The following is a 19848-nucleotide window of genomic DNA, read 5'->3' on the forward strand; positions in this document are numbered from 1 at the left end:
ACACGCATCTTGCGTACGCGTTCACCTATCGTCAAAACGTGTTCCTGATGGTCATCGAGACTGGCGGAATCCATCGGAATACAGGCATATGAACGTGAAGTTCACTCCTCTTGAACCATCCCTGGCATGTGGCCTCCACGCACGCTCACCCGACTCGCACAGATGCTCACTGCCATCCTGTCGTTAATGGGATCGCGTGCGGCTATTCGATTAGTCAACGAACCTTCTTCATCTGGGAAGGTGTCACGCAGTACGTGACCGAGCTTGGCCAACGAACCGAGAGCAGATAGCGGCGCAAGGCAATATGTATCTCATTCTCGTGGACGGATCGAAAACTTGATTTCAGGGAGCAGCGTCGCATCCGCATCGCCCGAGATTCGGATGGGGGCCGTGTCCTCCGGCTGCCAGCCACTCGATCTTCGCCCGTACAAAGCGGATCATCGTGTCCAACTCACCCGCCTTCGCTTCCAGTCCGGCAAGTTGTGCCTTCAGGATGTCGGTCAGACGATCGGGCGGGATGCCGTTTTCGCGACGTTCCGTATCCAGGGCGGCGATTTCCTTGAGCGACAGGCCGAGGGACTGACCCACCCGAATCACCTCGGCGGCCTGGCGATCCTCATCAGTGAAGAGCTGGTAGGGGCGGCGGCCTCCCTTGCTGCTCGTGGTTGGCCGGAGAAGGCCGAGGCGCACATAGAAGCGCACCGTCTCGCGGGACAGTCCGTTGGCGCGGGCAAAATCCGAAATTAGCATGATTGAGCTATTGACTATGTAGTGTGGTACGCCCTTAGAGTGTAGTGCTCTTCCACCTGAAACAGGAAATGAAAATGGCAAAGACATGGCTGATCACAGGAAGCGCGCATGGTCTCGGCCGGGCAATCGCCGAGGTCGTTCTCGACCATGGTGACCGTCTCGTCGCGACGGCGAGAAAGACTGAACTGCTTGCCGAGCTTCAGGCGCGGTATGGCGACCGGATCGCGGTCGCTACGCTCGACGTCACCGATGCGGTGGCCGCGCAGGCCGCCGTCAAGCTTGCGGTCGATACGTTCGGCAGACTGGACGTGCTGGTCAACAATGCGGGGTTCGGCTCCGTTGCGCCGTTCGAGCAGATGGGCGAGGACGACTTCAAGGCGCAGATCGACACGAATTTTTACGGCGTCGTCAACCTGACCCGCGCCGCTTTACCGGTCATGCGTCTGCAGCGCTCGGGGCACTTCATCAACATCTCGTCGGGTGCGGGCCGACTCGGTGCGCCCGGCATGAGCGCTTACCATGCCGCCAAGTTCGCGGTCGGCGGCTTCACTGAGGCGATCGCGAAAGAGGTCGCCGGGTTCGGTGTAAAAGTGGTCGCTGTCGAACCGGGGAGCATGCCGACCAACTGGGCGCCGCTCGCGACGAAACATGCCCCAACGATCATGCCGGACTACGAAGCGAGTGTCGGGCACATGCTGTCGATGGCGCAACGGTTGGCCGGTAACGAGATCGGCGACTTGAGCAAATACGCGAAAGTGATTTTCGATCTGTCCCGCAAGGACGAACTTCCCAATCATTTGCTGCTGGGAAGTGATGCACTGTTCGCCGTTCGCATGGCGGAAGCGGCTCGCGACAAGGCCACCGCGACATGGGAGCACGTCAGCCAGTCGACAGATCGGGATGACGCGGATCTGTCCTTTCTGCAACATCTGCGGCTGGATTGACGGAAGACGACGAAGTACGGCCGACCTAAGGCGTATCGGCCGTATCTTCCCGGGCAAACATGGGTGCTACGTGAGACACCCAATGCGCCGGCCGCCGTCAAAATGGTTCGGCAATGGTCCTCGGGCTACGGGCGTTCCCGAACTGAAACATGAGCCATGCAATCGAAGCGGCTATGTGCGTCAGCGAAGCACCTTTAGCGCGGTAAGGTAAGCGGTGCGCTCGGCCGTGACCAACCGGCGACCTTCAACTTGCGGGCGGAGGATCTGTTCGAAGAATAGTCGTTCGTCCACGTGAACTGCGTTGCGAGAATGTCGCCGAGCCGCGGAGCCCAGGGGTGCGGCGAGCTGCCAAGCAGCACGTCCCAGGAGGTGACCGCGGCCGGACGGACATCAATGTGGAACTCCATATGAATATCCGCGAACCCCGCATCTAAAGCGAAGCGGACCAGATCGCGTTCGCCGTAGTTGGCAATCGGACTCGCAGAAATTTTTTCCTCGGTATCGGGAAACTGAGCGGATTTCCAGCGATGCAGCAGGTGGAAGAAGTTGTCCCCCGCTTTCTCGGGCAAACCTTCAACGATTTTCCGCAGCGAGCTTGCTTCGATTGCATCGTCGCGCAAAATCGGTTCGGCGATCGATAGCCGGCCACCGGGCTTGAGAATCCGATGAAATTCCCGCAGGGCGGCCATCTTGTCCGGGACATACGCGAGAACGGCCCGTGTCGTGACTGCATCGACAGCGCCATCCTCAATGCCATCGAGTGATTCGGCGGAGCCTTGGATGAAGACGCACTGATCCTGGATGTTCCGCTGAACTGCGAGTGCTTCAGTGTGACGAAGCAGAGGTGCCGAAATATCCGTCATAAGCACGCGCAGCGATGGGCCTATGCGGTCGATCGCGCTTAAACCGATCAGCCCATCGCCGGTACCGATGTCGGCGAGCGTCATGCCAGGGGCAAGCCTCGCGCCGGCCAGAACGCGGTCCACATGATGTTTGAGTTCGACATGGAGAGCTCGTTCGTGCCCTGGGTCATCTCCGTGCCGGATATGTAACAGCCAATCGGACCACACATCGGATTGCAGCTGGGAGTCGGAACTATTCATGTCGAAGGACGAATCTTGATTGGATAACGAGGTGTGTCGAATGACCAAAGACTCGAACCTCATCCCGGATCAGCCGACCAGCAGTTGAGCGGCATCGCCGTCGGCGCATGAATGTTAGGGACGCTACCTTATGAGAACCTGAAGGACCTGCTGTCGGAGCGGGGAAACGCTTGGGAATGTCTGTCTTCGGACTGAGGATAGACAAAGGGGTCAGCGCTATGAGAGGCTTCGCATCAAGCCGATCCGACGGCAAGGCGATCCGCACGCTGCGACGTTGACCATATCGCCCGGCCTCTGCTGCAAGTGGGTTGGGAAGCCGTCATTCCAGCACGGCGATCCTTCAAGAAAACGAGAGCTAGAACGTGAGTGAGTGGGAAGCCGGCAGCATTGATGGTATTGCGTACACGTACGGCTATTGCGACGAACTGGATCCGCTACGTCTTAGACTTCCGTTGCTACAGTCGGGAATCGCCCCTCCGACCCTGCGTACCGCCTGCGAGCTAGGATTCGGCCACGGCGTCAGCGTGAATATCCACGCAGCCGGGTCAACTACAAGATGGTTCGGTACTGACTTCAACCCGTCTCATGCGAGCTTTGCCCAGCAACTGACACAGTGCGCAGGATCCCAGGCAAGCTTGTTCGCCGAAAGCTTCGCAGAATTCTGTAGGCGAGACGAATTGCCGAAATTTGATTTCATCGGCATGCATGGTATCTGGAGCTGGATTTCCGACGAAAATCGCGCGCTTATTGCCGATTTCATTCGACGCAAACTCAATGACGGCGGCGTCGTGTATATGAGCTATAACACCCAGCCCGGGTGGGCCACGATGTTGCCGGTGCGCGAATTGATGAACTGTCATTTTCAGGTGAGCGCGCGGTTGAATGAACACGGCGGCGTACCCGCCGAAACGCAAGTCCAGACGCACATTGCTGCGGCGTTGGACTTCGTGAAGTCCGTGGTTGCGACGCAGCCCGGCTACGCAGTGGTCAACCCGCAGTTGGCTGAACGTGTCGACGCATTGTCCAAGGAGAACACGCACTACCTCGCGCACGAATATTTCAATCGTGACTGGCAGCCCATGACTTTCTCGCAGGTCACATCATCGCTTGCCGCGAGCGGTTTGACTTATGGCTGTTCTGCTGACTATCGCGATCACGTTGACGAGATCAATCTCAACCCAGCTCAACGCGCCTTGTTGGCGGGCGTTCCAGATACCGCTTTACTTGAGACCGTACGGGACTTTTGCATCAACCGGTCGATGCGGCGAGATTACTGGGTCAAAGGGAGCCAAACACTCGGTGAGGATGCGCAGCAGACGGCGCTGCGCGCGCATCGCGTCATGCTGGCGCTGCCGAGGGCTTCAGTCCTGCTGAAGATACGCGGTGCGCTGGGAGAAGCGACGCTACCGGAAAGCTCATATGGTCCGATCCTCGACGCGCTTGCCAGCCATCAACCTGCACGCCTCGTCGATATCGAAAACAGCGTCCGCGGACGCGGGATTACGCTCCCCTTCATCGTCAAGGCCGTAACGTTGCTAGTAGGGGCCGGGGTGCTGCTGAATGTACAGGAAGAGGCGCACATCGAGCTCGCTCGTCCGTCATCGGACAGGCTGAACGCCGCCATTTGCGAGCAGGCGCTCCAGCACGGGGACGTACAATTCCTCGTCAGCCCGGTGTCCGGATCGGGTGTTTTGATTCCCCGTGTGCCGCAGCTCTTCCTGTTGGCGAGGCGACGTCATTTAAGGGAACCCGCACAGTGGGCCGAATTCGCCGAAGCTGCTTTACACACGAGCCTCACGCCGGCTCATGCCATGGAAGGTGTTGCCGTTAGCCCGCTGAACACCCGCGACGATCTGATTGCGAAAGCGAATCGCTTTGCTGAAATACACCTACCGATATTGCAGGCACTGGGAATCGCTTGAGGAAGCGATACGGTCGGCAAGTGGATCGCGCTAGCTCCATGACCGCGTCCGCTCCAGCGGACAACCGGGCGTTCGGCCAACGCAATCGCCGCGCAGCTGCTTACGGCGATCACGTCATCCGGCAAATAAAGCGCGGCCGTTACTGCTGGTCGTCTGTCGGTACAAAGGCCATGCCGTGCGGACTGGCCAGATTGGTCACCAGAGGAAGGACTGCCCCGCTACGCAAATCAAGTTGGCCTACATAAGCCGGCACCGTCGGCGTGCTACTCGTAGCGGCCACGCCCGTTGATGCGGAGAACGCCGCGTCGCGCTGCCAGACATTGGCACTAATCTTGTACACCACGTTCGCCTTCGTATCGGACACGAGCAGATAGCCCCGTCGCGCAGTGGCGAATACCGTGTCGTCAACCTGCACGTTGCCGAGAAGCGGAAGATATTGCACTCGCGGCTCATCGCCCGACAAGCGCAACAAGACAAGCTGACCATCCCCCTGATCATCGAGCAGCACATCACCCGACGGCGTCAGCGTCATCGAATCCGGATCGGTCAGGTTGAGGGTTGCCACCGTGCCAAACGGAATGTTGCTGGCGTCCAATGTGCCGCGCATTACCGGAGTGACGTCGATCGTGTAGGTGTTTGCATCAAGGTGCACAACGCGGACAATCGCGGGCCCCATATTCTTGCCGCTACTGTTAAGGGAGGGATTGGACGCGCTGAAGTAGGCCTGGCCGTCCTTGAACACGATGTCGTCGTAACCGCCGCCGTGCAGCGTCTTGCCAAAGGAATACGGTTTGGATGCCTGGCCGGTTGAGGGATTGATGATGACGAGGTTTGGATTCGCATCCTCATTCTGCATCGCCCAGATCTCTCGCGTGTACGGATTGACCTTCAGGCCATCGTTGTGTCCCGCGACCTGGTAAGTCTTCACGACACTGCCGTCTGACGAGTATTCAACAATCGCGCTCATCGCGCCATTCGAGCCGTCGGGGGCGCCGTTGTTTGCATAGCCAACCCAAACGTGACCATCGAGCACGGCCAGTGAATCCGGTGCGCTCATCAACCCGCCGGAACCCGCTGCGAACACAGTCAGGCTAAAACCCGGAGTGACGATCGGCTTCGCCGAGGTTTGCGCGTCGGCGCTCCCGGCCGCGAAACAGAGAGCGGCGAACGCGAGCGCGGTGCGGCTAAAAATGCGGCTTACTGCGTGAACAGATCGAACGCTCGGCATGTTTGTCTCCTGAAACATTCATACGGGGTGGAAAGGCAGGGATACCGACATTTTGCGAGGTAGCCGGTGATTAAACGTAATAGATAGAAACATGCGCGGATGACTGAATGGTGACGGCTCGCAATGCGATGAGAAACCTTATGCCAATCTTAAGAAAGGGACGCCTCTATCAACACTCTCTTTTGGCCTTTTCTTAATTCTCCTTATGAGATCCTTAAGAAGATGGAAATTTTGAAAAAATATACTGCTCAAGCACTCCGAATCGAGGCCGATAGACAGAACGCAGTACACACGTTTTTCTACTGGGAGATTTGAATGTCCATTCAGGCAGTCGGTCAAAGCACCGCACAAGCGCCGGCCTCATCCGCCGCGTCGACATCGGGTTCAGCGTCGAGCGCGCCGGCATCGAGCACGAGCGCTTCGTCGGCTACGGGGTCGAGCACCAGCACGTCCGCTTCGTCAGCGTCGTCGTATACGGTCAACATCAGCAGCGCCGCACGTGCTTTGTTGGCCGAAGCAAGCGAGACGTCAGTTCAGACCGCGCAGGAAGCAGGAAAGGGCGATCAACAGGCGCAACGCCTGCTCGCCAAGGAGGTCGCAAACAAAGTGCATTAACGCCCCCCGGGAGTTCAGCCTGAAGGTAGGGACCGTCACGCCGGATCGGCGGCGGTCCAACAGAATTGAAATGCGTGCTGGGATGGCACGCTGAGCATGGAAGAGCGCGCCAGCAGTCGAGCACTGGCAGTTACGCTGCCGACCGCACTCAACCTATCGATTCGCGCTCGAACATATCGCCTTTCGCGCGCCGCTCCGCCAGCCAATGCGACAAACGGTCGAACCACAGGTGCACAACCGGCGTCGTGAAGAGCGTCAGCATCTGCGAAACGATCAGGCCGCCGACAATCGCGATGCCGAGCGGGACACGCAGTTCCGCGCCCGCGCCAGACCCAAGCGCAAGCGGCAGTGCGCCGAACAGCGCGGCAAGCGTCGTCATCATGATCGGCCGGAAGCGCAGCACGCATGCCTGACGGATCGCTTCCTGTGGCGATAAGCCATGCTCACGCTCGGCCACGAGCGCGAAGTCAATCATCATGATCGCGTTCTTCTTCACAATACCGATCAGCAGGATGATGCCAATCATCCCCATGATGGAGAGATCCTGGCCGCACAGCATTAGCGCGAGCAATGCGCCCACACCCGCCGAAGGCAGCGTCGAAATAATGGTGAGCGGGTGAATCGCGCTTTCGTACAGGATGCCGAGGATCAGATACACCACGACGAGCGCGGCCGCGATCAGATACGGTTCACTGGCAAGAGAGGCCTGAAACGCCTGCGCTGTGCCCTGAAACGACCCCGTCAAGCTGTCGGGTTTGCCTGCCGCGCTTTCGGCCTGATGAATCGCCGTCACGGCATTGCCGAGCGATTGCCCCGGCGCCAGATTGAACGAGATCGTCACAGCCGGGAACAGCCCCTGATGATTCACCGAAATCGGCGACACGTTGTTTTCGATTTTCGCCAGCGTGTTGAGCGGCACCAGTTCGTTCGTCAGCGGCGAACGAACATAGAGGTGCGCGAGCGCATCGGTGGTCAACTGGAAGCTCGGATCGACTTCCTCGACGACGTGGTACTGATTCAGCTGCGTGAACAGCGTGGCAATCTGCCGTTGGCCGAATGCGTCGTACAGCGTGTCGTCGATGGCTTGCGCGGTAATGCCGAAGCGCGAGGCGGTACTGCGGTCGATCACGAGCGTCGCGCTGGTCGCGGCAGCTTGCTGATCCGAAGTGACGTCGGCGAGTTGCGGCAGCTTCGACAGCTTGTCGGTCAGCACGCCAGCCCAATGATTGAGTTCACTGATATCGGGGTCCTGCAGCGTGTACTGATACTGCGCGGCGCTGATACGGCCACCTACCTGAATATCCTGGCGGACCTGCATCGACAATGAAATGCCCATCACCTTCGCTAACTGCGGCTTCAGACGATTGAGCACCTGCGCGGCGCTGTCCTTGCGCTGACCGAACGCCTTCAGGTTGATCATCACGCGGCCCTGGCTCACGGTCGGATTCGCGCCCATCCAGTAATAGACGTTGTCGACGGCGGGATCGGCTTCGATAATATTGCCCAGTTGCTGCATTTTCAGAGACATAGCGCGCGGGGAGATGTCTGGCGCGGCCTGCGCGACACCCATGATCAACCCGGAGTCTTCCTGCGGGAAGAAGCCCTTCGGGATCACGACGAACAGCGCGATCGTCGCGACGATCGTCGCGATCGTCACGCCAAGCATCAGTTTCGGCCAATTCAACACCCAATCGAGACCTCGCTCGTAACGCCGCTCCACCGCGACAAAGCCTCGTTCGAGCCAGGCTTCGAGCTTGCGCATCCGCCCTGTGTCATCCGGCTCAGGCAAACGTATCAGCCAGCCGCATAGCATCGGCGTGACGGTCAACGAGACCAGCGCCGACATCAGGATCGCCGCGCTCACTGTCACCGCGAATTCGCGGAACAGGCGTCCGACAATGCCGCCCATCAACAGGATCGGAATGAACACCGCGATCAGCGAGATCGTCATCGAGATAATGGTGAAGCGCACTTCCATTACGCCGAGCAGCGCGGCTTTCATGCGCGGCACGCCTTCTTCGACATGCCGCATCACGTTTTCGATCACGACAATCGCATCGTCCACCACGAAGCCCACCGCGATGGTCAACCCCATCAGCGACAGATTGTCTAGGCTATAGCCGAGCAGATACATCACGCCGAACGTAGCGACCAGCGACAAAGGAATCGTCAGGCTCGGGATAATCGTCGCCCACACGTTGCGCAGAAACGAGAAGATGACCATCACGACGAGTGCGACCGTCAGCATCAGCGTGAACTGCACGTCGTGCACCGACGCATTGATCGTTTGCGTGCGATCGCCCACTACATTCAAATGCGCGGCGGCGGGCAGCGTCGCTTCGAGTGCTGGCAGCTTTGCCTTGATGTTGGCGATCGTCTGCACGACGTTGTAGCCAGGCTGCTTGTGAATATCGAGGATGATCGCGCGTTCGTGCTGAAGCCATGCGGCCTGCTGGTTGTCTTCGGCGGCGTTCAGAACGGTGCCGAGATCGGATAGGCGAATCGGCGCGCCGTTCTTGTACGCGACCACCAGATCGCGATACGCCGAGGCGGTCGTGATCTGGTCGGTGGCATTGAAAATCACCGAGCGATCCGGCCCGTTCAGGCTGCCCTTGGGTGCATTCACCGTCTGCAAGCCGACGATCGAGCGCACGTCTTCCAGCGTGAGGCCGCGTGCGGTGAGCTTGTCGGGATCGAGCTGAATACGCACGGCGGGCCGCTGCTCGCCGTGGAAATCGACGAGACCCACGCCTGGCAACTGCGAGATCTGCTGCGCCAGATAGTCCTCTGCGTAGCTGTCGAGTTGCGTAAGCGTGAGCGATGGCGACGTTAGCGCGAGTGACAGCAAGGTGAAGTCCGCCGGGTTGACCTTTTCATAGGTCGGCGGATTCGGCAGATTCTTCGGTAGGGTGCCGCCCGCCGCATTGATCGCCGTCTGCACATCCTGCGCCGCGCCGTTGATGTCGCGCGACAGATCGAACTGCACGGCGATGTTGGTGGTACCCAGCGAGCTTGACGACGTCATCTGCGTGATACCCGCGATCAGCGAGAGTTGTCGTTCGAGCGGCGTCGCTACCGAAGTCGCCATGGTCTCGGCGCTTGCACCTGGCAACTTCGCCACGACCTGGATGGTCGGGAAATCGACTTGTGGCAAGGGCGCGACCGGCAGCATGAAGTACGCCACCGCACCCGCCAGCAGCACCGCGATGGCAAGAAAACTGGTCGCAATGCGCCGTTCGATGAACCGTCCCATCAGGCTCATGACGGATTGTCCTGGTTAGCCTGACTGCCCGCCGAGTCTCCGTTGACCGGTGCCTGGGCCACCGCCGGCACCGTGGTGGCCGCCACACGCACACCTGGGTTCAAACGGCTTTGTCCATCGAATACAACGAGATCCGCGGGCGCGACACCGCTGCGAATTTCCGTCATTCCGTCGACCGTCACGCCGATTTTCACCGGACGCATCTGCGCCGTGCCATTCGCGTTGATCACGTATAACTGCGTACCATTCTGCGTGTTCACCACCGCTCGGCTCGGCACGGCAACCCGCTGCGTATCGGTGCGCAACAGCACGCGCGCATTCACCAGTTCGCCCGGCCACAGCTTGCGATCCTTGTTGGTGAAGGAAGCCTTGAGTTTGATCTGACCGGTGGTGGGGTCGACCGTACTGTCGATGAACACTAGCGTACCGTCGGCGAGCGCGGTGCTGCCGGAGCGCGTGGTGACGTTCACCGCCAACGGTGCGCCCGCCTGATTGGCGAGCAAGTCGGGGAGCACGTCCTGCGGCACGGAGAACAGCACGGTAATCGGCTCCATTTGTGTGACGGTGACGATACCGGTCGTGTCGGTGGGATGCACGATCGCGCCGATGTCGGCCTCGCGCGCGCCGACGCGGCCGGTGAAAGGCGCGAATAGCGTGGTGAAGCTTAGTTGCAGGCGATCGCTCTGCACCAGTGCTGCGTCTGCCGCTACAGTAGCGGCGAGCGCTTCGACTTGCGCCTTCGCGGTGTCCACGGCCTGGGTGGTCGCCGCGCCAATGCCGACGAGCTTCGAGTAACGGGCGAGATCGAGCTTCGCGTTATCGAGCGAGGCCTGGTCCTTGCGTTGCGCCGCTTCCGCTTGATGCAATTGCGCAGTGAGCGGACCCTGGTCGAGTTGGGCGAGCAACTGCCCTGCCTTCACGTCCTGCCCTTCAGTGAAGGACACGCGCTGCAACTGGCCATCCACACGCACTTTGACGTCCACGGTATTGAGCGCGAGGACCGTACCCACCGCAGCCACGCGAATCGGAAAATCCCGGTTCACCGGATGACCGGCGTTGACCGGCACCGCAGCTGCGGGCTTCACGGCCGGATGCCTCGGCCATAACCACGCGACAAGAATCACCACAAGGACAGCGAACGCCACCACGGGCGGCGCGCGACGGCGCGCGCGAGGCGCCTCGTAATTCGGACTATCAGCAGGATTCATGAGCGGGAAGGCGTAGAAGTGGAAGCGGTGCTGCTATCGGTCACGCCGAAGCCGCCGCCGAACGCGCGAAACAGGCTCACCGAAGCTTGCAGGCGCGCGAGCCGCGCCTGCACCAGCGTGTCTTCGGCTTGATAGAGCGTGCGTTGGGCGTCGAGTACGGTCAGAAAATCGACGGTACCGAGCTCGTATTGGGCTTGCGCGAGCGTGGCGGCTTTGCGGGCAGCGTCGGCGGCGGTCTGGTCGGCGGCCTCCGCGAGCTGCTGCTGTTGCGCCGCCGAGAGCGAGTCTTCGACGTCCTGCAGCGCAGTGATCACGGCCTGCCGGTAATCGGCGACGCCCTTGGCTTCGGCGGCCTGGCTTGCGTGCAACTGGCCGCGCAACGCGCCGCCGTCGAACAGCGGCGCGGCCAGTGACGTGGCGAGGCTCGCAAACGGACTCGACAGGAAATGCGAAAGGGACTTGCTGCTGAGCCCACCGTCGGCGGTCAGCACGATGTTCGGCAGGAAGGCCGCGCGCGCCGCACCGACGCTCTCATTGGCCGACTGCAACTGTGCTTCTTTCGAGCGGATATCGGGGCGCGTTTCCAGCAGGCTGGCCGGCAGATTCGGACGCGGCTGGGGAATGGCGATACCAGCGAGCGCGGTGTCGTTGACCGTGAACTGCTCAGGCGCGGTGCCCACCAGCACGGCGAGCGCATGGATGTTGGTGTCCAGTTGCTGTTGCAGCGCCGGCACCGCCGCCTGGAAGGTGGCGAGCGCATTGCGCTGCTGCTGCACCTGCAGCTCGGTCGCGACGCCCGCCTCCTGTTGCGCGAGCAACAATTGCAGAATGTGCGCGGCATCGTCGGAAATGGACCGTGCGATCGCCAGACGGCGGCGCAGGCTCTGCACCTGGAAATACGTGTCCGCCACCGACGCGGTCAGCGTCAAAGCCACCGTATCGCGATCGAATTCGGACGCGCGCGCAAGCAGGTCGGCCGCGCTGGCGTTGGCGGCGTTGAAGCCCCAGAAATCTACCTCGTAACTTGCTTCGGCGAACAGGCTTTGGGTTTTGGTGGTCGAGCCACGGCCTTGGTGAGCGCGGTCGAAAGTGGCGCCGAGCGTCAGCGACGGATACTGCGGCGCCCCGGCCTTTTCGGCGTTGCCGCGCGCCTGCTCTACGCTCGCGATGGCGGACGCCAGCGTGAAGTTGTTTTGCAGACTGCGATCGACCAGCGCATCGAGCGCGGGGTCGTGATATTCGCGCCACCAGCCGCTCTTTACAGGAACGGTATCGGCGAGCGAAGCATTCGCCGCGCCGTCGAAGCGCTGCGCGAGCGGCGCAACCGGCCGCTGATAGGCCGGCACGAGCGAGCACCCGGCCAGAACCGCGACGCCGAGTGCGCATGCGGCAGCACGCAGGGCCCGATGAGGCGCACGAGGACTGACGACGCGCGAAAAAGGCGCCGGACGGGACAGCCCTGACATTGGAGAACACTCCGGCAACATGGGAATGTCGCCAGAGTAGTCAGCGGGTCCTGTCGGCGCTTTCGCCCAATAATGAAAAAAATTTAATGCGCCGCAACACGCCGTCGGAGCGCGTATCCACGAGGCCGTCCAGGTCGCCGCAAAGCACCTGCTAAGGTGCCGGGTTCAGCACATAACCCGCACCCACCACGGTATGAATCAGCGCCACCGGAAAATCGCGATCCACCTTCGCCCGCAAGCGATGCATGTGCATATCGATGATATTGCCACGCGGTTCGAAATCGTAATTCCACGCCGCCTCGAGCAGCATGCTGCGCGTGACGACCTGCCCTTCGCGTCGCGCCAGACATTCGAGCAACAGGAATTCGCGGTGCTGCAGGCGTAGATCGCGGCCGCCGCGCGTCGCGGTTCGCGCCCGCGTGTCGAGCATCAGATCCGCGCATTCGAGCCGCTCGCTCATCCTGCTGCGATCCGCGCGCCGTGCGAGCGCCTCGATTCTCGCCAGCACTTCGACGAAGGCATACGGCTTCACAAGATAGTCGTCGCAACCGGCGCGGATGCCCTCCACGCGCTCGTTCAACCCGCCGACCGCGGACAGCATCAGCAGCGGCGTGGTATCGCCGCCTGCGCGCAATTGCTGCACGAGGGCGATGCCATCGAGCGCCGGCAAAAGCCGATCAGCCACAATCACGTCGTAGATGCCCTCGCGCGCGTACGCGAGCCCGGTCGCACCGTCGGCCACCGCGTCGACAATGAGACCGCTCTCGCTCAACCCGCGCGCCAGGAAATGGCTGGCGCGCGTATCGTCTTCGATCAGAAGGACTCGCATGCGCTAATCAGGCAATGAGGACTTACATTAAAAAATTTTCATGTTGGCGCGAAACGCCTGTGCGGCTTCACGCGGCATACTGCGAACATCGCAGGTACGAGCGTAGTGTAAACGGCGCGGTTCGCGTGCGTTCGACACGCGCGCACTTCTGGAAAAAGGCATGTCGAATGTATTGGTCGTCGAGGACGACGAGCAAACCCTCGCGGAGATCGTTGAAGCGCTCACCGATCACGGCTGCAAGGTGCAGGCCGCGAGCACGGGCCGTGACGGTTTGATGCTCGCGGTCGCCAACAGTTATGACGCCATCGTGCTCGATCGCATGTTGCCGGGTGGCCTCGAAGGGCTCGGCATGCTGGCGGCGTTGCGCAGCGCCGGCGTGGTCACGCCGGTATTGATTCTGAGCGCCCTGTCCGCGGTCGACGAACGCGTGCGCGGCTTGCGCGCCGGCGGCGACGACTATCTGACCAAGCCGTTCGAATTCATCGAGCTGACCGCACGGCTCGACGCGCTGATGCGCCGGCGCGAAGCGGCGCCCGGTGTGCAGGAATATCAGGTCGGTCCATTGCGTCTCGACCCGCTAAAGCGCGAAGTGAGCTGCGCCGGCCGTCCGGTGTCGCTCTTGCCGCGCGAATACCGGCTGCTCGAATACCTGATGCAGCATGAGGGCCAGGTGGTGAGCCGCACCATGCTGTTCGAGGCGGTGTGGGATTACCGGCTCGACGAGCGGACCAATGTGATCGACGTGCATATCAGTCGCCTGAGAAAGAAGCTCGACCCGGACGGGACGGCTCCGATGATCGATACCGTGCGCGGTTCGGGGTACATGCTCCATGCGCCTGACTGACCTGCATCGCACCACCGGCTTTCGCCTCGCCACGCTGTTCCTGATGCTGTTCGGCGTGATCGCGATACTGTTGTTCGGTTACCTGTACCGCGAGATCACCGGCTTCGAACAGGAACGCATCGACGACTGGCTGATGCGCGAGCACGCACAGTTGACACGCGAAGAGCCGGACGAACTGGTAGCGCGATTCGAACATCAAAACCAGTTCGATCCGCGCCACCAGCGCCCGTTCGGTCTGTTCGACGCTGCCGGAAAACATCTTGCCGGCGGCTACGCGGGAGATCAACCGGCTATCCCCGTGTTCGACCAACCGTTTTCCATGCGGCTCGCGAAGCTGCCCGGCCACCCGCCCGGCCGATGCATTGCCGCGCGCGTGCCGGATAGCCGCATCGCGTTGCAATGCCAGAACACCCGCGAACTCGACCACTTCGACGAGGAACTGCTGCACGCGCTGCTTTCCACCGCCATGATCACGCTCGTGATCGGCCTCGTCGGCGCGAGCCTGATCGGCATTTCGGCGATGCGGCGGCTCGACGCGGTGACCGCCTCGATCGAAGAAATCGTCGCCGGCAATCTCAGCAGGCGTTTGCCGATGCATTCGAAACAGGACGACGTGGATCGGTTGGTCGGCGTCGTGAACGGCATGCTCGACGAAATCGAACGGCTCATGAACGAAGTCAAGGGTGTGTGCGATGCGATCGCGCACGATCTGCGCACGCCGCTCACCCGGATGCTCGGCGGACTCGAACGTGCGCAGCGGCGCGCCAAAACCGAAGCGGAGTATCGCGCGGCGATCGATGAAACCATCATCGAGACCAGCGGGCTGCTGCGCACCTTCAATGCGCTGCTGCGCATTTCGGAAATCGAAAGCGGCGTGCGCCGTGCGGGTTTCGCAACGGTCGATCTGGCCGCTGTCGCCGACGACGTCTTCGAATTCTACGATCCGACTGCCGAAGACAAGCAAATCGCCTTCGAATTGCAGCGAACGGTATCGGGGCCGCTTGAGATCCAGGGCGATCCGAACCTGTTATTCGAGGCATTGGCGAACCTGGTGGAAAACGCCATCAAGTTCGCACCGCGCGGCGGCCATGTGCGGATCACAGTGTTCCGCAACAAGACCGGCGCAGGCATCACCGTTTCCGACGACGGGCCAGGTATCGCGCCCGCCGAACAGCAAGCGGTGCTACGGCGCTTTTATCGCGGTGAAGCGAGCCGTCACACGCCCGGCAGCGGGCTCGGCCTGAGCCTTGTGCTGGCGGTGGCGGGCATGCACGGCATGTCGATCCGTTTCAAGGACACGACACCCGGATGTGAAATCCTTTTGTACAAACCGACCGAGTAGTGAAAAGGCTTATCCATTTCCAGCGATCACCGATATCGCAATCTTCCTTGCGACGGTTGCTTGTTGCTGACATTGCTATCTGTTTGTATCAAAAGATCGTTTTGACCTGATCGGTCATCACGCCAGGGCTCCATGGCCAGCCGTATCGTCCAGCTGGGCGACCTACCGGACATTTACCGTCCGAATCGCGCCGTCTGCTTCAATCAGAACGATTCACGGAGTGTTAGCGGTAAGGGACGGCAATGTAATCGCCAGGCGGCCAGTAAGTGGCCGGTAAGTGTTCCGGTCACACCATCCCATCGACTGACCTTTGCCACGGCCGCAGCGCCGCATGGCTAGTACCTCTTTTGTCATTTTTGTACCGGGAGTCCCCCGATGAAAAGGCGCGATCTGAATACTCTGGCGCTCGCCACCACGGTGCTTCTTTCATCGGGATGCGCAACGGGGCCCGGGCGCACCGCAGGCGACCCGCTTGAACCGATGAACCGGACCATCTACTCGTTCAACGACAAGGTCGACAGATACGCGGTCAAACCAGTAGCAACCGCCTATCAGAAGGTGACGCCGACGCCAGTACAGACGGCAGTCCGGAATTTCTTTTCCAATCTCGGCGATATCGGCAATTTTGCCAATGACCTGCTGCAACTGAAAGCGACAGACGCGAGCGAGGATGTAGTGCGCTTTGCGTTCAACTCCACCTTGGGGATTGGCGGCCTGATCGACTGGGCGACGCCTGCGGGTTTGCCCAAGCACCATCAGGACTTCGGCCTGACGCTTGCGCACTATGGCGTACCGATTGGGCCATACCTGGTGATGCCGTTGTTCGGCCCGAGCAGCGTGCGGGATGTCAGCGACGTCGCGGTAGGCGTTCTGCTCAACCCGTTCGTGGCCGCACCAGTCGCCGTTCAGGTGTCGGTGACCGGCACTCGTATTGTCAGCAAACGCGCCGATCTTCTAAGCGCCTCGGACCTGCTTTCACAGGCCGCGATCGATCCCTATTCGTTCACTCGCGACCTCTACCTGCAGAGGCGCCACATGCTCTCGACGAGATCCGCCGACGCCGACAAGTTGCCGGACTACCCAGATCCCTCACCTCAATAGCTGCATGGCCGACGCATGACAGTTTGCGCAGCTCACCGTTAAGTGTCTGGTAAGCCATGCGCGTCCATCATGAAGGCCGAGTTCATCTGACTGTGGGAGCGTGTCCATGAAAGCCGGTACTGCGACCGCAGTGCGCGCCAACCTCGTGCTCTTTTCGATTTCGACAGCTATCGCGATCGTTCCGTGCGTCAGTTTCGCATCGCTGCTCGGCCTGCTCGACGACGGCACGCCTACATTGCCTTACCAGGGCAGCATTTTTCTGCTCGGTGCCGTGATCATGCTGGCGCTGCGCTGGCGTGCGCGGCAAGCGTTCGACGCAGCGAGGCTCGCGCATAAGGTTCAACTGATCGGGAAGCACGATCTTGTAGCATCGATTGCCGATGACTGCCCCTTTGCGTGGCTGGTCCAGTTGCACCTCGAACTGCGTGGTCATCAATGTATCCATTGACAACAGGTGTAAGCATGAAAAGTCTCGGTTATTGGTTGCTGCTCGGTTTGCTGCGGCTACTGTCGGTTCTGCCGTACGCGCTAGTTGCAAGAGCAGGCAATGCGCTTGGCGCCGCGCTGTACAAGCTGCCGAGCCACCGCAGGCACGTGGTGCTCGTCAATCTGCGCCTGTGCTTTCCGCTGAAGACCGAGCGCGAGCGCGAAGAACTCGCGCTCGCCCATTTACAGCATGTTGTGCGCAGCTATCTGGAGCGCGGCTTTCAATGGTTCGGCAGTTTGCGCACGATCGAGCGACTGGTCGAGATGGACAGTCGCATCGATCTGCACGATCCGCACGCACCGCCCACAATATTCATGGGCTTTCACTTCGTCGGAATCGAAGTAGGTTGCATGCTGTATTCGTCGCGCCTGCCGGTCGCCGCGCTGTACACGCGCATGTCGAACACGCGTGTCTGCGAACTCGCACGGCGTCAACGGGGACGGTTCGGAGCAGCTATGATTGAGCGCAGCGCAAGTGCGAAACAAGTTGTCCGGCTGCTGCGCTCAGGCGTTCCCGTGATGCTGGCGGCGGACATGGACCACGGAACAACGGGTTCGGTGTTCGCGCCGTTCTTCGGTGTGCCGGCCTGCACGCTCACTTCCGTGTCACGCCTCGCCAAATTGGGCGGTGCACGCGTGGTGCCCTTTGTGACCGAGGTATTGCCCGCATTTCGCGGCTATAAGCTGACGATCTTCGATCCGCTCGAAAACTTTCCCACGGACAGCGAAGCGCTTGACGCATGCACGATGAACGCGTTTCTTGAAAGGCAAATCCTGCGCTTTCCCGATCAGTACTACTGGGTCCACAGGCGCTTCAAACACCGCCCGGCAGGTATGCCCGCAGTCTACTGACATTTTGCTTGCGACAGCTGCGGTGAACGACCAGAAACACACCGCGCCACCCACGAATGCGCCAGTTATTAGCGTCGGGGTGAGCGATTCCAGTTATCAGCTACATGCGCCCTTCTCGGTCAACGTCCTGACGAGGTCATCCGCAGTGGGCACAATCTTGCCGAAGTAAAGCCCGAAGTTAGACAGCGCGGCATCATGCATGACCGGATCGCAATCGGCGCACGCGTCTGAAACCAGCGCGCAGCCGAAACCCCGGTCAGCAGCATCCCGTGCTGTCGTCTCGACGCAGCAACTCGTCACCACCCCAGTGAATACCAGATTTTTGATCCCCATACGATCCAGGACGTTCTGTATTTCACTACCGTTAAACGCACCTTGCGTGGTCTTGCGAATCACAGTCTCCCCATCAAGAGGGGCGACCTCCTCGCGGAACGCATAGTCTGGATTTCCCGTCCACCATAAGTTCTCGATGCCACTGGCCCTTTCCAGCATGCCCGACCATTCGCGAAACCGTATCGGGCAATCGCGCATATCTCGATACGCCGACCCAATTGCAAGGTGAATGACCGGTCTTCTCATTCGACGAAAGGCATCGAGCAACGTGCGAATTGCAGGAATGGTCGTGCGCTCGAGCCTTTCGAGGTAGTAATGCATCGAACCCGGTTCTATCGCTTCGCATGCCTTGACCCAGCCACGGTTGGGCGCAGCGTCGCTGTACTGAACATCGACCACGACTAGCGCCGTGGCGGTGCAATCCGTGAAGTCGATGTCTGGAATCGTCGATGACAGGCTCTCAAACGCCTCCTGCGCAGGAATTGGCTCATGCATGTCGGGGTCCTCGATTCAGGTTGAACGTATCGCTCTCTTACGACGGCGGTACGCGTTCACGTCGTCCATGCGGGACACTTGATCGTGGCTGCCATTGTGCATATATCGGTTAACACGGGCATGCGTCAAAGCGACGGCCAAATATGTTGCAGCGACACCTGTATCCGTCGGCCTTGGTGATCGATGCAACCAGCCGAATTCCGCATGTTCGCCCCTGCGAGACATGCCGGAACAAAAAACCCTCGAAGCATTGCTGCATCGAGGGTTCAAGGAATTTCCGGGAATCGGACGGAATACAACTTGGTGCGGGGATCGGACTCGAATAATTGGCGCAAAGCCAAGCTAGTGAACAATTTTATAAATTAGGGTCATAATACATGCCCCCAAAAATATCCCCAAAATGGCGTGCTACTTTGGTTCGATTACCGGGTGAGATTCTCACTTCGATGGGAGACCCTATCGGGCACCCCTAGCGTCACTATTCTACAAAACCTCTTCAAACTATCGCTGATAAATAAAGTCTGCTTTCGTCAGCCCGCCTCGATTTCCTCTGAACGACTTCACGATCCAGGATCTAACTCATCCTAGATAGATAGCTTGCGCGATTCTGCGATCTCAACGTCCGTGCGGCGAACATATCCGATCCGTGATTCCCACTCGATTGACAACCACCTGCCGCAAACCAACGCTGAGCCTCGCTCGGATCCCCTTACGCCCGCCGATACCGTCAGCGATATCGGCATTCCTTCCCGCCATTCTACGGCTTTAGATGGACCGCGTTGGAAGACGAACGCCGCGCGCCTTAAAAGATCGTGAAAGCCACGCATCTCAAGACAACTTGAGAGGTTGATACCATCAGGCCACGCCATTTCTCAACACGATCAACCCCAAACCACCGTTCGAGCTTCCCTGACCGCAACGACGACTTTTAAGATACACCGACCACTCGCCTAACTGAGTCGGCCGGCGGGTGGTCTTGAGGTTTGTTCGACGCCTGCCCATGTCTGCGAGCTTGGAGGCGCGCGACGGCGCGTGCGGGCAGGCGTTGAATAAACCTGAAGGGAGGAA

At 60.2% G+C, this 19848-nt stretch carries 17 protein-coding genes; 7 read left to right on the forward strand and 10 right to left on the reverse strand.

Annotation, left to right across the window (positions count from 1 at the left end; translation table 11 throughout):
• Positions 1-342: 342 nt before the first annotated feature.
• Positions 343-750 (reverse strand): MerR family transcriptional regulator, encoded by a 408-nt coding sequence (locus tag BM438_RS07355; RefSeq protein ID WP_093633620.1) that lies wholly within the window; start codon positions 748-750, stop codon positions 343-345.
• A gap of 74 nt (positions 751-824) precedes the next feature.
• Between BM438_RS07355 and BM438_RS07360 the strand changes: the two genes are divergently transcribed.
• A complete protein-coding gene (locus BM438_RS07360) occupies positions 825-1694 on the forward strand; it encodes an SDR family NAD(P)-dependent oxidoreductase (protein ID WP_093633621.1) in 870 nt (289 codons plus the stop codon).
• A 194-nt stretch (positions 1695-1888) separates the two neighbouring features.
• Here BM438_RS07360 and BM438_RS07365 read toward each other — a convergent pair whose 3' ends face one another.
• The gene (locus tag BM438_RS07365) at positions 1889-2797 is read right to left on the reverse strand and encodes a class I SAM-dependent methyltransferase (RefSeq protein ID WP_167378330.1); all 909 of its coding nucleotides are present in this window, start codon (positions 2795-2797) and stop codon (positions 1889-1891) included.
• Between the two features lie 362 nt (positions 2798-3159).
• Between BM438_RS07365 and BM438_RS07370 the strand changes: the two genes are divergently transcribed.
• A complete protein-coding gene (locus BM438_RS07370) occupies positions 3160-4719 on the forward strand; it encodes a methyltransferase regulatory domain-containing protein (RefSeq protein WP_093633623.1) in 1560 nt (519 codons plus the stop codon).
• Between the two features lie 139 nt (positions 4720-4858).
• Here BM438_RS07370 and BM438_RS07375 read toward each other — a convergent pair whose 3' ends face one another.
• From BM438_RS07375 to BM438_RS07395, 6 genes are all read right to left on the reverse strand, one after another.
• On the reverse strand, positions 4859-5947 hold the full coding sequence (locus BM438_RS07375) for a hypothetical protein (protein WP_093633624.1): 1089 nt from the start codon (positions 5945-5947) through the stop codon (positions 4859-4861).
• A gap of 335 nt (positions 5948-6282) precedes the next feature.
• Positions 6283-6432 carry a hypothetical protein gene (locus BM438_RS45405; protein ID WP_167378331.1) on the reverse strand — a complete coding sequence of 50 codons (150 nt, stop codon included), beginning with the start codon at positions 6430-6432 and terminating at the stop codon, positions 6283-6285.
• Between the two features lie 278 nt (positions 6433-6710).
• The gene (locus BM438_RS07380) at positions 6711-9824 is read right to left on the reverse strand and encodes an efflux RND transporter permease subunit (protein ID WP_093633625.1); all 3114 of its coding nucleotides are present in this window, start codon (positions 9822-9824) and stop codon (positions 6711-6713) included.
• Positions 9821-11032, reverse strand: coding sequence for an efflux RND transporter periplasmic adaptor subunit (locus BM438_RS07385; RefSeq protein ID WP_093633626.1), 1212 nt, complete (start codon positions 11030-11032; stop codon positions 9821-9823). Before BM438_RS07385 ends, BM438_RS07380 begins: the two co-directional genes overlap by 4 nt.
• Positions 11029-12498: an efflux transporter outer membrane subunit gene (locus tag BM438_RS07390; RefSeq protein WP_167378332.1), complete on the reverse strand. Its 1470-nt coding sequence runs from the start codon at positions 12496-12498 to the stop codon at positions 11029-11031. Before BM438_RS07390 ends, BM438_RS07385 begins: the two co-directional genes overlap by 4 nt.
• Before the next feature lie 151 nt (positions 12499-12649).
• Positions 12650-13327, reverse strand: coding sequence for a response regulator transcription factor (locus tag BM438_RS07395; RefSeq protein WP_093633628.1), 678 nt, complete (start codon positions 13325-13327; stop codon positions 12650-12652).
• A gap of 160 nt (positions 13328-13487) precedes the next feature.
• Between BM438_RS07395 and BM438_RS07400 the strand changes: the two genes are divergently transcribed.
• The 5 genes from BM438_RS07400 to BM438_RS07420 all read left to right on the forward strand — a co-directional run bounded on the left by BM438_RS07400 (position 13488) and on the right by BM438_RS07420 (position 17952).
• Positions 13488-14171 carry a response regulator transcription factor gene (locus BM438_RS07400; protein WP_093633662.1) on the forward strand — a complete coding sequence of 228 codons (684 nt, stop codon included), beginning with the start codon at positions 13488-13490 and terminating at the stop codon, positions 14169-14171.
• Positions 14158-15513, forward strand: a complete 1356-nt coding sequence (locus tag BM438_RS07405; RefSeq protein ID WP_093633629.1) for a sensor histidine kinase — start codon at positions 14158-14160, stop codon at positions 15511-15513. The genes BM438_RS07400 and BM438_RS07405 overlap by 14 nt, the downstream gene beginning before the upstream one ends.
• Before the next feature lie 375 nt (positions 15514-15888).
• Positions 15889-16614 carry an MlaA family lipoprotein gene (locus BM438_RS07410; protein WP_093633630.1) on the forward strand — a complete coding sequence of 242 codons (726 nt, stop codon included), beginning with the start codon at positions 15889-15891 and terminating at the stop codon, positions 16612-16614.
• A 106-nt stretch (positions 16615-16720) separates the two neighbouring features.
• Entirely contained in the window at positions 16721-17062 is a 342-nt protein-coding gene (locus BM438_RS07415; protein ID WP_093633631.1) for a hypothetical protein, read from the forward strand.
• Between the two features lie 14 nt (positions 17063-17076).
• Positions 17077-17952, forward strand: a complete 876-nt coding sequence (locus tag BM438_RS07420; protein ID WP_093633632.1) for a lipid A biosynthesis lauroyl acyltransferase — start codon at positions 17077-17079, stop codon at positions 17950-17952.
• 96 nt (positions 17953-18048) lie between these two features.
• Here BM438_RS07420 and BM438_RS07425 read toward each other — a convergent pair whose 3' ends face one another.
• Both BM438_RS07425 and BM438_RS45855 read right to left on the reverse strand, forming a co-directional pair.
• The gene (locus BM438_RS07425; protein WP_093633633.1) at positions 18049-18780 is read right to left on the reverse strand and encodes a cysteine hydrolase family protein; all 732 of its coding nucleotides are present in this window, start codon (positions 18778-18780) and stop codon (positions 18049-18051) included.
• 855 nt (positions 18781-19635) lie between these two features.
• Positions 19636-19848 (reverse strand): hypothetical protein (locus BM438_RS45855; protein WP_208620619.1); only part of this gene is annotated, 213 nt, incomplete at its 5' end.

Origin of the sequence: Paraburkholderia aspalathi (assembly GCF_900116445.1) — a bacterium.
In the GTDB taxonomy this organism is placed as follows: domain Bacteria; phylum Pseudomonadota; class Gammaproteobacteria; order Burkholderiales; family Burkholderiaceae; genus Paraburkholderia; species Paraburkholderia aspalathi.

Excerpts from the sequence above, each read along its gene's own strand:
- BM438_RS07360 (WP_093633621.1), top strand. The coding sequence starts at position 825 with ATGGCAAAGACATGGCTGATCACAGGAAGCGCGCATGGTCTCGGCCGG.
- BM438_RS07405 (WP_093633629.1), top strand. The coding sequence starts at position 14,158 with ATGCGCCTGACTGACCTGCATCGCACCACCGGCTTTCGCCTCGCCACG.
- BM438_RS07365 (WP_167378330.1), bottom strand. The coding sequence starts at position 2,797 with ATGAATAGTTCCGACTCCCAGCTGCAATCCGATGTGTGGTCCGATTGG.
- BM438_RS07380 (WP_093633625.1), bottom strand. The coding sequence starts at position 9,824 with ATGAGCCTGATGGGACGGTTCATCGAACGGCGCATTGCGACCAGTTTT.
- BM438_RS07410 (WP_093633630.1), top strand. The coding sequence starts at position 15,889 with ATGAAAAGGCGCGATCTGAATACTCTGGCGCTCGCCACCACGGTGCTT.
- BM438_RS07400 (WP_093633662.1), top strand. The coding sequence starts at position 13,488 with ATGTCGAATGTATTGGTCGTCGAGGACGACGAGCAAACCCTCGCGGAG.
- BM438_RS07420 (WP_093633632.1), top strand. The coding sequence starts at position 17,077 with ATGAAAAGTCTCGGTTATTGGTTGCTGCTCGGTTTGCTGCGGCTACTG.
- BM438_RS07355 (WP_093633620.1), bottom strand. The coding sequence starts at position 750 with ATGCTAATTTCGGATTTTGCCCGCGCCAACGGACTGTCCCGCGAGACG.
- BM438_RS07425 (WP_093633633.1), bottom strand. The coding sequence starts at position 18,780 with ATGCATGAGCCAATTCCTGCGCAGGAGGCGTTTGAGAGCCTGTCATCG.
- BM438_RS45405 (WP_167378331.1), bottom strand. The coding sequence starts at position 6,432 with ATGTTGACCGTATACGACGACGCTGACGAAGCGGACGTGCTGGTGCTC.
- BM438_RS07375 (WP_093633624.1), bottom strand. The coding sequence starts at position 5,947 with ATGCCGAGCGTTCGATCTGTTCACGCAGTAAGCCGCATTTTTAGCCGC.
- BM438_RS07385 (WP_093633626.1), bottom strand. The coding sequence starts at position 11,032 with ATGAATCCTGCTGATAGTCCGAATTACGAGGCGCCTCGCGCGCGCCGT.
- BM438_RS07390 (WP_167378332.1), bottom strand. The coding sequence starts at position 12,498 with ATGTCAGGGCTGTCCCGTCCGGCGCCTTTTTCGCGCGTCGTCAGTCCT.
- BM438_RS07395 (WP_093633628.1), bottom strand. The coding sequence starts at position 13,327 with ATGCGAGTCCTTCTGATCGAAGACGATACGCGCGCCAGCCATTTCCTG.
- BM438_RS07415 (WP_093633631.1), top strand. The coding sequence starts at position 16,721 with ATGAAAGCCGGTACTGCGACCGCAGTGCGCGCCAACCTCGTGCTCTTT.